The sequence below is a fragment of the Actinomycetospora sp. NBRC 106375 genome (genome assembly GCF_030269665.1).
In the GTDB taxonomy this organism is placed as follows: Bacteria; Actinomycetota; Actinomycetes; order Mycobacteriales; family Pseudonocardiaceae; genus Actinomycetospora.
The window spans coordinates 126,641-140,811 of record NZ_BSTS01000010.1; the positions used below are offsets into that span (position 1 = coordinate 126,641).

General features: G+C 73.4%; 12 protein-coding genes. 7 read left to right on the plus strand and 5 right to left on the minus strand.

The features are described 5' to 3' along the window. Positions 1-9: 9 nt before the first annotated feature. On the minus strand, positions 10-1,437 hold the full coding sequence (locus QSK03_RS17980) for an NYN domain-containing protein (protein ID WP_285654640.1): 1,428 nt from the start codon (positions 1,435-1,437) through the stop codon (positions 10-12). 105 nt (positions 1,438-1,542) lie between these two features. Here QSK03_RS17980 and QSK03_RS17985 point away from each other — a divergent pair, with 105 nt between their 5' ends. Together QSK03_RS17985 and QSK03_RS17990 are read left to right on the plus strand one after the other, a co-directional pair. After that, complete coding sequence (locus QSK03_RS17985; RefSeq protein ID WP_285654642.1) at positions 1,543-3,294, plus strand: DEDD exonuclease domain-containing protein; 1,752 nt, start codon at positions 1,543-1,545, stop codon at positions 3,292-3,294. A gap of 70 nt (positions 3,295-3,364) precedes the next feature. Next, entirely contained in the window at positions 3,365-3,643 is a 279-nt protein-coding gene (locus QSK03_RS17990) for an Lrp/AsnC family transcriptional regulator (RefSeq protein WP_285654644.1), read from the plus strand. 35 nt (positions 3,644-3,678) lie between these two features. Here the strand turns inward: QSK03_RS17990 and trpD are convergent, their stop codons facing one another. Both trpD and QSK03_RS18000 read right to left on the minus strand, forming a co-directional pair. Further along, a complete protein-coding gene (gene trpD / locus QSK03_RS17995; RefSeq protein ID WP_285654647.1) occupies positions 3,679-4,743 on the minus strand; it encodes an anthranilate phosphoribosyltransferase in 1,065 nt (354 codons plus the stop codon). Then, complete coding sequence (locus QSK03_RS18000; protein ID WP_285654650.1) at positions 4,740-5,156, minus strand: response regulator transcription factor; 417 nt, start codon at positions 5,154-5,156, stop codon at positions 4,740-4,742. The genes trpD and QSK03_RS18000 overlap by 4 nt, the downstream gene beginning before the upstream one ends. 231 nt (positions 5,157-5,387) lie before the next feature. Here QSK03_RS18000 and ctaE point away from each other — a divergent pair, with 231 nt between their 5' ends. The 4 genes from ctaE (at position 5,388) to qcrB (ending at position 9,840) form a co-directional block, all read left to right on the plus strand. Then, on the plus strand, positions 5,388-6,011 hold the full coding sequence (gene ctaE, locus QSK03_RS18005; protein ID WP_285654653.1) for an aa3-type cytochrome oxidase subunit III: 624 nt from the start codon (positions 5,388-5,390) through the stop codon (positions 6,009-6,011). Positions 6,012-6,089: 78 nt separating this feature from the next. Beyond that, positions 6,090-6,917: a cytochrome bc1 complex diheme cytochrome c subunit gene (qcrC, locus tag QSK03_RS18010; protein WP_285654656.1), complete on the plus strand. Its 828-nt coding sequence runs from the start codon at positions 6,090-6,092 to the stop codon at positions 6,915-6,917. Further along, complete coding sequence (gene qcrA / locus QSK03_RS18015; RefSeq protein WP_502872187.1) at positions 6,914-8,152, plus strand: cytochrome bc1 complex Rieske iron-sulfur subunit; 1,239 nt, start codon at positions 6,914-6,916, stop codon at positions 8,150-8,152. The genes qcrC and qcrA overlap by 4 nt, the downstream gene beginning before the upstream one ends. Next, complete coding sequence (gene qcrB / locus QSK03_RS18020) at positions 8,149-9,840, plus strand: cytochrome bc1 complex cytochrome b subunit (protein ID WP_285654659.1); 1,692 nt, start codon at positions 8,149-8,151, stop codon at positions 9,838-9,840. Before qcrA ends, qcrB begins: the two co-directional genes overlap by 4 nt. Before the next feature lie 736 nt (positions 9,841-10,576). Here qcrB and QSK03_RS18025 read toward each other — a convergent pair. Together QSK03_RS18025 and ctaC are read right to left on the minus strand one after the other, a co-directional pair. After that, positions 10,577-10,975 (minus strand): cytochrome c oxidase subunit 4, encoded by a 399-nt coding sequence (locus QSK03_RS18025; RefSeq protein ID WP_285654662.1) that lies wholly within the window; start codon positions 10,973-10,975, stop codon positions 10,577-10,579. A gap of 28 nt (positions 10,976-11,003) precedes the next feature. Next, positions 11,004-11,894, minus strand: coding sequence for an aa3-type cytochrome oxidase subunit II (ctaC, locus tag QSK03_RS18030; protein WP_285654665.1), 891 nt, complete (start codon positions 11,892-11,894; stop codon positions 11,004-11,006). Positions 11,895-12,211: 317 nt separating this feature from the next. Here ctaC and asnB point away from each other — a divergent pair, with 317 nt between their 5' ends. Then, on the plus strand, positions 12,212-14,119 hold the full coding sequence (gene asnB / locus QSK03_RS18035; RefSeq protein WP_285654668.1) for an asparagine synthase (glutamine-hydrolyzing): 1,908 nt from the start codon (positions 12,212-12,214) through the stop codon (positions 14,117-14,119). The last annotated feature ends 52 nt before the right edge of the window (positions 14,120-14,171 follow it).

Genomic DNA, 14,171 nt, shown 5'->3' on the forward strand with positions numbered 1-14,171 from the left:
ACACCCAGGTCAGATGCGTGACAACCGGCTGAGCAGGACGCTCGAGGGCACCGGGTGCGCGCCCGAGCGCCGGACCGAGTCGACGACCGCGCGGTCCGAGGTGACCACCACCAGGGGACGGCCCTCGGGCTCCGCTCCGACGAGCGAGCGGATGAGGTCGTCGGCCAGGACGCCCGGGTCGCTGAAGAGCACCCGCACCCCGCGCACGGAGTGCGTCGGCACGTTCGTGATGCCGGCGCCGTCGAACACCAGGGTGGTCTCGGCTCCCGTCCGAGCCGCGAGGGGCGCGACCGCCGCGACGAGGCGTTCCCGCTGCGTGGCCAGGGACAGCTCCGGCCAGCCGGTCTTCGTGACGTTGTAGCCGTCGACGACGAGGTGCACCTCGGGCAGCGCGAGCAGCCGGTCGAGGGCGGCGGGGTCGGTGACGCGGGCCTTCGGCGCCCCGCCGGACCCGGCGCCGACGAGCTCCGCCGGCCGCGCGCCCGGGTCGGCGGCCCGCAGGCCCAGCTCGTGGCGCAGGCCCTCGGCGGCACCCGCGACGGTGTCGACGAGCAGGGCGAGGCGCGCCTCGTCGGCCCGGCGCGCCTCCAGCGAGGCCCGCCGTGCCCCCGCGAGCTCCTCGGTGGCGCGGCGCGCCCGGTCCTCGGCGGCGGCCGCGGCGTCCCGCCGGCGGTCCCGGTCGCGGCGCAGTTCCTCCAGCTCGGCGCGCAGCCCGCCGTCGCCCGCCTCCTGCGCCGCCCGCAGCGCCGCCGCCTCGTCCTCGGCCCGGCGCACCCGCGTGCCCTGGTCGCGCAGGCGGGCACGCAGCTTGGCGACCTCGTCGCGGTTCTCCTCGCCGGCGGACCCCACCGCGGCGCGGGCCTCGTCGCGCTCGGCGGTGAGCCTGCGCACCTCCCCCTCGAGCCGGTCGACGCGGGCGAGCGCCGCGTCGCGCTCGGCGCGGGCCCGGACGGCGTCCTGCCGGTCGCCCACGTCGCGGACCAGCCCGGACCCCTCCTCGCGGCCCTCGAGCACGGCGACGGCGGCCGCGTGCACGGGATCGGGCGACGGCGGGCTCCAGCCGTCGGGACGTTCCTCGGTCCACCAGCCGACGATCCGTGCGGCGAACCCCTCGGTGCGCCCGACGGCGGCGAGCAGGGGCGCCGCGCCGGCCCGCGCCCGTTTGGCCGGGGCGAAGCGGGCGATGGCCCGGACCGGCGGGGGCAGCTCCGTCACCGGGATGTTGCCGACGGCGACCGACGCCAGCTCCGCCACCTTGGCCCGCACCGGATCGGGGGCCTGCTCCAGGAGGCGGGTGCGCACCGCGGCACGGGCCGCGTCGTCCGCCGTGTCCTCCGCCGCGTCACCGTGACCGTCGCCGTTCTGCGCCCCGTCCGGCGCGTCGGGGGGTGCCGTCGTGCCCGGGCGTCGCCCCGGGTCGTCGCCGCCCTCCTCCATGACCGGTCAGGCTAGCCCCGGCGCGACCCCACGACCGGGCCCGTCCGCGCCCGTCCGATCCATCGCGCCGGGACTGTCGGGGGTCGCTCGTAGCGTCCCGCCGCGATGGACGCACCCGCCCGTCCGGTCACCGGGCCGGACCCCCAGCTCTCGTTCGGCGAGCTCGGCACGCCGCTGTCGGCGGTCACGTTCGTGGTGGTCGACCTGGAGACGACGGGCGGCCCTCCCGACTCCGACGCGATCACCGAGATCGGCGCGGTCAAGGTGCGCGGCGGCGAGGTGGTGGGCGAGTTCGCCACGCTGGTCGACCCCGGGGTGTCCGTGCCGCCGGCGATCATCCAGCTCACCGGCATCACCACGGCCATGGTCACCGGCGCTCCCCGCCTGCGGGAGGTGCTCGGCGCGTTCCTCGAGTTCTGCGCCGGCGCCGTACTCGTCGCCCACAACGCCCCGTTCGACATCGGACACCTGCGCGCGGCCTGCCGGCGCCACGGCCCGTCGTGGCCGCGCCCGGCGGTGGTGTGCACGGCGCGGCTCGGGCGCCGCGTGCTGACGCGCGACGAGGCCCCGTCGTGCCGGCTCTCGGCGCTGGCGACGCTCTTCGGAGCGCGGACGCGGCCCATCCACCGCGCCCTCGACGACGCGAAGGCCACCGTCGACGTGCTGCACGGGCTGCTCGAGCGCGTCGGCGGGCGCGGGGTGTCGACGCTGGAGGACCTCCTCGCGCTGCAGGTGGAGGTCAGCCCCGCGCAGCGGGCCAAGCGCCACCTCGCCGACGCGGTGCCCGAGCAGCCCGGCGTCTACCTCTTCCGCGGCCCCGGCGACGAGGTGCTCTACGTGGGCACCAGCGGCGACCTGCGCCGGCGCGTGCGCTCCTACTTCACCGGCGGCGACAAGCGGGCCCGCATCAAGGAGATGATCGGTCTCGTCGAGCGCGTCGACTGGGTGGTGTGCGCCCACGCCCTCGAGGCCGAGGTCCGCGAGCTGCGCCTGCTCGCCGGGCACGCCCCCCGGTACAACCGCCGCTCGCGCTTCCCCCACCGCGGGTGGTGGGTGGCGCTCACCGACGAGCCCTTCCCGCGCCTGTCGGTGGTCCGGACGCCCCGGGCCGACGCGATCGGTCCCTTCACGCGGCGCCCGAACGCCGTGGACGCGGTCGCCGCCCTCCAGGACGCGGTGCGCCTGCGGCCGTGCACCCAGCGGATCCCCGCCCGCGGGGCGTCGGGCACGCCGTGCGCCCTGCACGAGATGGGCCGCTGCGCCGCCCCGTGTGCGGGCCACCTCGACGTCGAGGCCTACCGCCCGGTGGTGGACGACGCCCGGGCGCTGGTGCGGGGGAACGACGACGCGGGGCTGCGACGCCTCTCGGCCACCGTCACCGAGCTCGCGGCGGCCGAGCGGTTCGAGGACGCGGCCGCCCACCGCGACCGGCTCGCCGAGCTCGCCCACGCCCTCGGCCGGGTCCAGCGCCTGTCCGCGGTCGCCGCGGCGCCGGAGATGATCGCGGCGCGGCCGGACGGCGAGCGGGGGTGGGACCTCGCCGTGGTCCGGCACGGCCGCCTCGCCGCGGCCGGGCGCGCCCGTCGCGGGGTGCCGCCGATGCCGGTCGTCGAGTCGCTCGTGGCCTCCGCCGAAACGGTCCGGCCCGCCGTCGGCCCCTTGTGCGGCGCGCCGCCCGAGGAGGTCGCCGTCGTCACCCGGTGGCTCGAGCGGCCGGGCACGCGGATGGTGCGCACCACGACGCCCTGGGCCATGCCCGCCGCCGGCGCCGGGGCGTGGGGCGCGTGGGTCGGGCGGGCGCGGGAGGCGCGCCACACCGACCCCGAGCGCGCGGGGACGTCCCGCGAGCCGCCCTAGACTCCCGGCCACCCGGGGCCGGCCGGTCCGCCCCGGCGCCGAGCGACCCGCCGAGCACCGAGGAGCGCCCGTGATCACGGCCTTCGTGATGGTCCACGCCGACGCCGACCGCATCCCCGAGACCGCGCAGGCCATCGCGGACCTCGAGGGCGTCGCGGAGGTGTACTCCTGCGCCGGCGACGTCGACCTCGTCGCCGTGGTGCGCGTCCGCGAGCACGAGCAGCTCGCCGACGTCATCGCCGGGGGCCTGTCCAAGGTGCCCGGCGTGCAGAGCACGTCGACGCACATCGCGTTCCGGTCCTACTCGGCGCGCGACGACGCGTCGGCCTTCTCCGTCGGGCTCGACTAGACCTCGACCAGCTCGCCCCCCGGGCCGCCTCCGGACTAGCCGCGCGCCTCCCGCGCCACGGCCGACCAGCGCTCGAGCAGCGCGGTGACCGCCCCGGAGTCGACGGCCTCGGCGGCCCGGCGCTGCCCGGCGGCGACGCCCGCGTGCAGGTCGGTCATCGCCGTCCCGGTGACGGCCTCCTCGTAGGCGGCGAGCGCGGCACCCGCGTTGAGCAGCACGGCATCGCGGACCGCGCCCGGTTCGCCGGCGAAGACCGCGTGGGCGACGGTGGCGTTGTGCGCGGCGTCGCCGCCCCGCAGGGCCCCCTGGCCCGAGGCCGGCACACCGAGGGCCGCGGGGTCGAGGGTCTCGACGCGGACCCCGGCCGGGCCGGCGTGCCACACGGTGGTGGTCGTGGCGGTGGTGACCTCGTCGAGCCCGTCGTCGCCGCGCACCACGACGGCGCGGTCGCCGCGGGCGGCGAGGACCTCGGCGAGGATCGGGGCGAACCGCACGTCGGCGCACCCGATGAGCGCGGCCCCCGGCCGCGCCGGGTTGGTCAGCGGGCCCAGCAGGTTGAACGCGGTCGGGACGCCGAGCTGGCCGCGGACCGGGCCGGCGTGCCGCATCGCGGGGTGGAACACCTGCGCGAAGCAGAAGCCGATGCCCACCTCGGCGACGCAGCGCGCCACGGCGTCGGGGCCGAGATCGACCGGGACGCCGAGGGCCTCGAGCACGTCCACCGACCCGCTCTGGGACGACGCGGCGCGCCCGCCGTGCTTGACCACCCGCGCCCCGGCGGCCGCCATGACGACGGCGGACATCGTCGAGATGTTCACCGTGTGCGCGCCGTCGCCCCCGGTGCCCACGATGTCGACCACCGGCGGCGGCACCTCGACCGACCGGGCGTGCGCCAGCATCGCCGTCGCCAGCCCCGCGATCTCGGGCGCCGTCTCCCCTTTCGCGCGCAGGGCGACGACGAACCCCGCGACCTGGGCGGGCGACGCCTCGCCGGACATCACCTGGTCCATCGCCCACTCGGTGTCGCCGGCGGCGAGGTCCTGGCCCGCGAGCAGGCGCCCGATGAGCGCGGGCCAGGTCGGCGGCACGCCGGCGGTCATCCCCGGACGGCGGGGCGGGCGCGCTCGCGCAGGACCGTGGCCACGGTCTCGGCCGCGGTCACGGGGTCGAGCGGCTGCACCAGCACGGCGTCGGCCTGCGACCAGGTCGCCAGCCAGTGGTCGTCCCGGCGGCGGACGGCGACGATCACCGGCGGCGGGTCGGCGCTCTCGTTCTTGAGCTGCCGGCACACGCCCATCCCGCCCGTGGGCTGGGCCTCCGCGTCGAGCACGGCGAGATCGATCTCGCCGGCGTCGGCGGCACCGAGCACGTCCGCCACGTTCGCGGCGTCGACGAAGCGCAGGCGCGGCAGGTCCGGCGCGGGCCGGCGGCCGACCGCGGTGGCGATGGCCTCGCGCACCTCCGCGCGATGACTCATCACCACGACCGTGAGGGTGGGGCCCGGAGCGGTCATCGCGTGTCCTCCATGGTCGGCGATGCTAGCGGTCACCGGAGGAGAGTCACGAGCACACGGCACGCGGGCGGCCGAACCGTACGACGGGCCGACGTACGACGGCGGGTAGGAGAACTCGCAGGTGAGAGGCGGTGCAGGTCGGCACGGGTACGGACCCGGTCGCACGGGCCGCCGCGACGCGACACCGCGGGGGCTCGCCCCGACGGGCTGGTGTCGGTCGGAGGTGTCATCATGACGCCCGTGACGACCGCCCAGGGTGCGCCGGCGCCTTCTTTCAGCGCGAGGATTCATTCCCTCAACCGGCCCAACGTCGTGAGCGTGGGGACCATCATCTGGCTCTCCAGCGAGCTGATGTTCTTCGCCGGGCTGTTCGCCATGTACTTCGTCGCGCGGGCGAACGCCACCGAGGGCTGGCCACCGGAGCCCACCGAGCTCGACATCCCCTACGCCCTGGTGAACACGATCATCCTCGTGGCGTCGTCGTTCACCTGTCAGTACGGGGTGTTCGCGGCCGAGCGCGGCGACGTGTTCGGCCTGCGGCGCTGGTACGCGGTGACGTTCGTGATGGGCCTGATCTTCGTGCTCGGGCAGGTGAACGAGTACCACACGCTCGTCACCGAGCACGCGACGACGATCTCCAGCAGCTCCTACGGCTCGGTCTTCTACATCACCACCGGGTTCCACGCGCTGCACGTCACGGGCGGCCTGATCGCGTTCGTGCTGCTCGTGTCCCGCACGTTCCTGAGTCGGTTCACACCGGCGCAGGCCACGGCGGCGATCGTCGTCTCGTACTACTGGCACTTCGTGGACGTGGTCTGGATCGGCCTGTTCGCCGTCATCTACTTCATCCGCTGACCGATGGCAGCGACACCACCACCCCGGTCGCCGGACCCCCAGGACCATCAGCGAGGAGAGCTCGAGGTTGGGCACCCGATGAGTGACGAGAAGCCCCGCCCCGCCCGCACGCGGGCGCGTCGCGGGAGCAAGGTGCGGCGACGCCTGTCGGGGCTGCTCGCCCTGGGCGTCGCCCTGGTCGCCGTCGGCGGCCTGTACACGGTGCTCACGCCGAAGCCGGACGCCGCGCAGGCCGCCGACCCGGCGATCGTCCGCGAGGGTCAGCAGCTCTACGACAACTCCTGCATCACCTGTCACGGCACCAACCTGCAGGGCGTGCAGGGACGGGGGCCCAGCCTCGTCGGCGTCGGCGAGGCCTCGGTCTACTACCAGGTCTCGACGGGCCGCATGCCGCTCGCCGCCCAGGGCGCGGAGGCCGAGCGCAAGCCGCCCCGCTACGACGAGGCCCAGATCGACGCCCTCGGTGCGTTCGTCCAGGCCAACGGCGGCGGACCGGTGACGCCGGCCGTCGCGAACGGTGCGGAACTGCGCGGCGAGGACCTCGGTCGCGGCGGCGAGCTGTTCCGCCTCAACTGCGCCTCCTGCCACAACTTCACCGGCCGCGGCGGCGCGCTGTCCCAGGGCAAGTTCGCACCGGTGCTCGACCCGGCGAGCGAGACGCAGATCTACGCGGCGATGCTGTCGGGCCCGTCGAACATGCCGACGTTCGCCGACTCCCAGCTCTCCCCCGAGGAGAAGCGCGACATCATCGGCTACATCAAGTCGGTGTCGAGCAACAACACCGGCGTCAACCCGGGCGGCAACGGCCTCGGCGGCTTCGGTCCGGTGCCCGAGGGCCTGGTCGCCTTCTTCGTCGGCATCGCCGCCCTCGTCGGCATCTCCCTCTGGATCGGATCCCGCCAGTGAGCCCCGCTGACCACGGCGCCAACGCGCCCACGGAAACCCGCCCGTCCGACGGCCCGCGCATCCCCTCGGACGCCGAGCTCGCGCAGATGAGCACCGACGACCTCGTCCGTCTGGGCAACCAGATCGACGACATCGAGGTCGTCTCGGGCCGCGAGCGCTTCCCGGTGCCCGGCACGCGGGCCGAGAAGCGCGCGGTCCGCCAGGTGGCCGGCTGGTTCATCCTCGCGGCCGTCGCGGGCCTGCTCTTCATCGTCGCCTTCATCGCGTGGCCGTGGGAGTACCGCCCGGGCAGCGACGAGGGCGCCTGGATCTACGCGCTCTACACGCCGATCATCGGGACGACGTTCGGCGTCGCGGTCCTCGCCACCGGCATGGGCGTGATCGCGTACTCGAAGAAGCTGCTGCCCGAGGACCTCACGATCCAGCAGCGTCACGACGGCCGGTCCTCCGAGCTCGACCGCCGCACCGCGGCGGCGCGCCTCGTGCAGACCGGCCAGCAGAGCGGGATCGCCCGCCGCAAGCTGATCATCCGCTCGGTCGGGGCCGCCGGCGGCGTGCTGGGCATCGGCGTCCTCGTCGCGGCCTTCGGCGGGCTCGTCAAGAACCCGTGGAAGGAGGGGCCGAACTCCCCTCTCCTGGTGACGCAGTGGAAGTCGCTGCACGGCGAGCGCGTCTACGTGCGCAAGTTCGACGGCAACTCCAAGGACGTCGTCCTGGTGCGCGCCGGCGATCTCGAGCCGGGCGCCATGGAGACCGTGTTCCCGTTCCACGCCGACGAGGTGAAGGACCCGGCCGTGTTCGCGGCGTTCCTCACGGCCGGCGCCAACGGCGGGGAAGCGGTCCTCACCGAGGACGAGCTCGTCGACCCCGAGCACGTGGCCGAGACGGTCCGCTCGTCGGACTCGCCGGTCATGCTCATCCACCTCCGGCCGAACGTGCCCGTGATCAAGCGGGCCGGCCAGGAGGACTTCAACTACGGCACGCTCTTCGCGTACTCGAAGATCTGCAGCCACATGGGGTGCCCCACGTCGCTGTACGAGGACCAGACGATGCGCATCCTGTGCCCCTGCCACCAGTCGCAGTTCCAGGCCAACGAGTTCGCCAAGCCGGTCTTCGGCCCGGCCACGCGCCCGCTGGCGCAATTGCCCATCACCGTGGACGATCAGGGTTACCTGTACGCACGCAGTGACTTCATCGAACCGGTGGGGCCGGCGTTCTGGGAGCGGAATTCATGAGTTCGATCACCACACCCACCCGGAAGGGCGGCGGCACGGCCATGAAGCTGGTCGGCACGGCCGCCGACGAGATCGACAGCCGCATCCACCCGGCCGGCGGCGTCCGTCGTCAGATCAACAAGGTCTTCCCGACGCACTGGTCGTTCATGCTCGGCGAGATCGCGATGTACAGCTTCATCGTGCTGCTGCTGTCGGGCACGTGGCTGGCGGTCTTCTACGACCCGTCGATGGCCGAGACGACCTACGACGGCAACTACCCGGGCCTGCAGGGCGTCACGATGTCGATGGCCTACGAGTCGACCGTCAACATCTCGCTCGACGTGCGCGGCGGCCTCTTCATCCGTCAGGTGCACCACTGGGCGGCGCTGCTGTTCGTCGCGGCGATGATCGTCCACATGATGCGGACGTTCTTCACCGGAGCGTTCCGCCGCCCGCGCGAGACCAACTGGGTGCTCGGCGTCGTCCTGCTGCTCACGGGCATGATCGAGGGCTTCATCGGCTACTCGCTGCCCGACGACCTGCTCTCGGGCACCGGCATCCGCACCGGCCTCTCCGCGATCGTCCTGTCGATCCCGGTCATCGGCACGTGGCTGCACTGGGCGATCCTCGGCGGCGAGTACCCGGGCACGATCATCATCCCGCGCCTGTACATCGTCCACGTCTTCCTGCTCCCGGGGATCATCACCGCGGTCATCGCGATCCACGTGGCGCTGGTGTGGTTCCAGAAGCACACTCAGTTCCCCGGGCCGGGGCGCACCGAGCGCAACGTCGTCGGCGTCCGCATCCTGCCGACGTTCGCCAGCAAGGGCGGTGGCTTCACGGCCGTCGTCGTCGGCGCGACCGCGATCATGTCGGGCTGGTTCCAGATCAACCCGATCTGGAAGCTCGGCCCGTACGACCCGACGCAGGTCTCCGCCGGCTCGCAGCCCGACTGGTACATGGCGCTGTTCGACGGCGCGGTCCGGCTCTGGCCCTCGTGGGAGATGTACCTGTTCGGCCGGTACACGATCCCGGCGATCTTCTTCCCGGCCGTGATCGGGATGGGCATCCTCACCACGCTGCTCGCGCTCTACCCGATCATCGAGCGCAAGCTGACCGGCGACGACGCCCACCACAACCTGTTGCAGCGTCCGCGCGACGTCCCCGTGCGCACCGCCACGGGCATGATGGCCATGACCTTCTACTTCTGGCTGGTCCTGGCGTGCGGCAACGACATCTTCGCCTACACGTTCGACATCTCCCTGAACGTGATGACGTGGATCGGGCGCATCGGACTGCTCGTTCTCCCGCCGCTGGTCTACTTCGCGACCTACCGGATCTGCCTGGGCCTCCAGCGCAGCGACCGCGAGGTCCTGGAGCACGGCATCGAGACCGGGCACATCAAGCGGCTGCCGCACGGTGAGTTCATCGAGGTGCACCAGCCCCTGGGCGGGGTCGACGAGCACGGTCACGCCCTCCCGCTGGCCTACCAGGGCGCCAAGGTGCCGAAGCGCATGAACGACCTGGGCTCCGCGGGCAAGCCGCTCAAGGGCGGCTGGTTCCGCCCGGACCCGGCCGACGAGCAGGACCAGCTCACCGGCGGGCCCCACGGTGGCGACCCGCTCGAGGTGGAGCCGAGCGCCTCCACCGAGTCCCGCGAGCTCGCCGGGCGTCCCGACGCCGGCCGCCCGCGCGACATCCAGGAGTAGCACCACCCGCACGTCCGACACGGGCCGGGAGCGTCACCGACGCTCCCGGCCCGTCGTCTGTGTGCCCGGAGCCCCTCCCCTGTACGAGGAATGCGGCTTTCCTGGCGTGTGACGCCAGGATCGCCACACCCTCGCCGCGCCGACACGCCGCACCGGGCACTGACCCGCGCTCGCGGCCCGCCGGCACTCCGTCGACGCACCGCAAGGGGCAAGTACCGCATGATCGAGAGGCCGCGCGAGGTGCCGAACGTGCCCTTCGCTCTCCGAGCAGGCCCTCGCCCCCGCGCGCTCCGGAGATCACGAGCACCTGGTGCACCGCCGCAGCGCCCGCGGGGTGCATGACGCGCCCCTGATCTCCGCTGCCGCGCATGGCCGGCGGACGTGGGCCGCTTCCCGTCGTCGAGGCCGCCCTCCCGGCAACATCACGCGCCCCCGGGTGGCCCTCAGTACTCCTCGGCGCCCCGGACCCCCGGACCCCACTGGTCGGCCCTCCGGCACCCGTGGTCGCCTCGGGCCGCGGATGGCCTTCAGGCGCCCATCGGGCGCCTCGGTGCCCAGGTGCGGCCCTGCAGGCGCCTTGGGGGGCCTCGGGTGCGCCCGTCTCGCCCCGCCCCGCCCGCCCGTCCGCCGGTCCACCTCGCCCCGGCCAGGACACGCCACGGGCACGGCACGACCCCGCACACACGCCGGCCCCGCTCCGAGGCACGGAGCCGGGGCCGAGGTGAGTGGGTGGGACCTAGTGGGCCGAGGGGCCCGCGTGGTACTCGAAGACGAGGCCGCAGATGGCGATGAGCAGGCCGATGCCGGCGAGGACGATCAGCCACCACTGCCACATGGCGACACCGAGGCCGGTGAAGGCCACCCCGCCGGCGACGGCGATGGGCCAGTAGCTGCCCGGGCTGAAGAAGCCCAGGTCGCCGGCGCCGTCGGAGACCTCCGCCTCCGGGTTGTCCTCCGGGCGCTCCTCGAGGCGCCGGGCGACGAACCGGAAGTACGTCCCGACGATGAGGGTCAGGCCGCCGGTGAGGGTGAGGCCGACGATGCCGACCTCCTCACCGGAGAGGATCCCGTACACGATCGCGCAGACGAAGCAGAAGACCGTGAGGATCTCGAAGATGCGCGATTCGACCTTCATCGGGTCCTCGCTCTCTGGGTGCGCATGATCACTTGAAGGCCTGGCGGGCGGTCGGGTTCGGGTCGAACGGCGCCGTGGTGACCGCCTCCGGGTTGCACAGCTCGCCACAGTTCAGCGCCGCGAGGGCGTCCGGCGTGGTGTAGCCCTGGCCGGTCTGCGGGTTCACCTGCGTGCGCAGGCGCAGGAACTGGTCGAACTGGGCCGGCGGCAGCGCCCGGACCTCGAAGTTCATCATCGAGTGGTACGCCCCGCAGAACTCGGCGCAGCGGCCGACGAAGGCCCCCGGACGCTCGATGCGGTCGATGACCCAGGTGTTCTTCTGGTCGTTCTTCTCCGGGTCGGGCAGGACGTCGCGCTTGAAGAGGAACTCCGGCACCCAGAACGAGTGGATGACGTCCTGCGAGTCCTGGGTGAAGGCGATGGGCCGGTCGGTCGGGAGCACGAGCAGCGGCACCTGGCCGGTGGAGCCCACGGTGGACGCCGGGAGGCCGTTGGGGCCGCGGGTGTCCGGGTACGAGAACTCCCAGTTCCACTGGAAGCCGATGACGTCGACCTTGAGCTCGTCGCCGGTCGCGGTGCGGTCGACGACGTTCTGCACGACGACGGTGAAGTAGAAGAGCACCGCGACGATGATCAGCGGGACGACGGTCAGCACCAGCTCGAGCGGCAGGTTGTACTGGAACTGCCGCGGCAGGTCCGACTCGCCGGCCTTCTTGCGGTGGAACGCCACGGTCCAGGCCGTCGCCCCCCACACGAGGACACCGACGACCAGCGCGGCGACCGCGGCCCAGGTCCACAGCGTGCGCATCTGCGTGGCCTCGGGGGTGACCCCGATCGGCCAGCCGAAGCGCAGGACCTCCTCGACGGAGCAGCCGGAGGTGGTCACGGCGACGGCGACGGCCGCCGCAGCCAGGCCCACGGCCCGGCGCACGCGACCGGTGCGGCTCCGGACCGGCGTCCCATCTCGGCGCACTGCTGGCTGCCTTCCTCCTCGGGCGGGTCCCCCGCGTCGCCCCTGGTCATCCGACCCGACGGCGCCGTGGTGGGCGGCCCGGCGGATGCGGGCCCCGACGTCGGTGCGGAGACTAGCCGAGCGAGCCACTACGCGCTGTCGGAGGGGCGCGGCGGGTCGCCCACAGGCGGGGCCGTGGAGCACTGTCGGCATACTGGAGCGGCCCCGCGGCACCCCGTCGCGGCGGAACGGCGACCCCGGCAGACGGAGGTGTCAGCGGACGCGTGTGCGGCCTGATGGGATTGATCACGCCCGACGGATCCGGCGCGGCGCGGGCCGACGCGGTGCGCGGGAGCCTCGAGTGCATGCGCCACCGCGGCCCGGACGAGTCCGGGACGTGGCACGACGACGACGTGGTGCTCGGCTTCAACCGGCTGTCGATCATCGACGTCGAGGGCTCGCACCAGCCCCTGACGTACGCGAGCGACCGCTACCGCATCGTCTTCAACGGCGAGATCTACAACTACCTCGAGCTGCGCGAGGAGCTGGCCCGCGACCACGGGGTCACGTTCGCGACCGAGGGTGACACCGAGGCCATCGTCGCCGCGTACGACGTCTGGGGGCAGGACGCGGTCCGCCGGCTGCGCGGCATGTTCGCGTTCCTCATCTGGGACACGCACGAGAAGGTGCTCTTCGGCGCGCGCGACCCGTTCGGCATCAAGCCGCTCTTCCTCGCCGCCGGCCCGCACGGTGTGGCGTTCGCCAGCGAGAAGAAGAGCCTGCTCGAGCTGGCCAAGGCCCTCGGCGAGCCCACCACGGCGCCCGATCCCACCGCGCTGCAGCACTACCTCCAGCTGCAGTACGTCCCCGAGCCGCTGTCGCTGCACCGCTCGATCCGCCGCGTCGAGTCGGGGACGAGCTTCACCGTCTCCCCCGGCGAGCCGCTCGCGGCCGAGCGCTACTTCGTGCCGCAGTTCGACGCGAAGCCGGTCGACGACGAGGCGCGCCTGCACGCCGAGATCACCGAGGTGCTGCGCGACTCGGTGGCCAAGCACATGCGCGCCGACGTCACCGTCGGGGCGTTCCTCTCCGGGGGCGTCGACTCGACGGCGATCGCGGCGCTGGCCCGCGAGCACAACCCGGACCTCATCACCTTCACCACCGGCTTCGAGCGCGAGGGCTACTCCGAGGTCGACGTCGCGAAGGAGTCGGCCGAGGCCATCGGCGTGCGGCACCTGGTCCGCACGGTCTCCGCCCAGGAGATGATGGACTCCCTGCCGCTGATCGTCTGGTACCTCGACGACCCGGTGGCCGACCCCGCGCTCGTGCCCCTGTGGTTCGTGGCGCGCGAGGCCCGCAAGCACGTCAAGGTCGTCCTCTCCGGCGAGGGCGCCGACGAGCTCTTCGGCGGCTACACGATCTACAAGGAGCCGCTCTCGCTCGCGCCGTTCGAGAAGCTGCCCGGCGCCGTCCGCAAGCTCGCCGGGGCGCTCTCGACGCGGCTGCCCGACGGCATGCGCGGCAAGGATCTGCTGCGCCGCGGGGCGCTCCCCCTCGAGCAGCGCTACTACGGCAACGCCCGCATCTTCCGCGACGACCAGCTCGGCGCGGTGCTGCGCGGGCACGACCCCGAGCTCTCGCACGTCGACGTCACCGCGCCGCTCTACGCCGACTCGGGCTCCTGGGACCCGGTGGCGCGCATGCAGCACGTCGACCTCTTCACCTGGCTGCGCGGCGACATCCTCGTCAAGGCCGACAAGATGACCATGGCGAACTCCCTCGAGCTGCGCGTGCCGTTCCTCGACAAGGAGGTCTTCGAGGTCGCGTCGCACCTGCCCACCGAGCAGAAGGTCGCCCACGGCACGACGAAGTACGCCCTGCGCCGGGCGATCGACGGCATCGTCCCGCCGCACGTGCTCCACCGGCGCAAGCTCGGGTTCCCCGTCCCGATCCGGTACTGGCTCGCCCACGACATGCTCGACTGGGCGCGCGGCATCGTCCGTGACTCGCAGACCGACGCGATCATCGACAAGGCCGCGGTGCTGCGCCTCATCGACGAGCACCGCGCGGGCCCGGTCGACCACTCACGGCGCATCTGGACACTGCTCGTGTTCATGCTCTGGCACGGCATCTTCGTCGAGGAGCGCATCCGCCCGGAGATCCCGGAGCCCAACTACCCGGTGTATGCGTGAACGTGCGCCACGCAACGGTCCGGTCCCGGTCGCGCTGAGTTTCACCTAGGGT

Bases quoted from the DNA above. Each gene is read 5' to 3' on its own strand.
- QSK03_RS17980 (WP_285654640.1), bottom strand. From the start codon at position 1,437: ATGGAGGAGGGCGGCGACGACCCGGGGCGACGCCCGGGCACGACGGCA.
- QSK03_RS17985 (WP_285654642.1), top strand. From the start codon at position 1,543: ATGGACGCACCCGCCCGTCCGGTCACCGGGCCGGACCCCCAGCTCTCG.
- trpD (WP_285654647.1), bottom strand. From the start codon at position 4,743: ATGACCGCCGGCGTGCCGCCGACCTGGCCCGCGCTCATCGGGCGCCTG.
- QSK03_RS18000 (WP_285654650.1), bottom strand. From the start codon at position 5,156: ATGACCGCTCCGGGCCCCACCCTCACGGTCGTGGTGATGAGTCATCGC.
- ctaE (WP_285654653.1), top strand. From the start codon at position 5,388: ATGACGCCCGTGACGACCGCCCAGGGTGCGCCGGCGCCTTCTTTCAGC.
- qcrC (WP_285654656.1), top strand. From the start codon at position 6,090: ATGAGTGACGAGAAGCCCCGCCCCGCCCGCACGCGGGCGCGTCGCGGG.
- qcrB (WP_285654659.1), top strand. From the start codon at position 8,149: ATGAGTTCGATCACCACACCCACCCGGAAGGGCGGCGGCACGGCCATG.
- QSK03_RS18025 (WP_285654662.1), bottom strand. From the start codon at position 10,975: ATGAAGGTCGAATCGCGCATCTTCGAGATCCTCACGGTCTTCTGCTTC.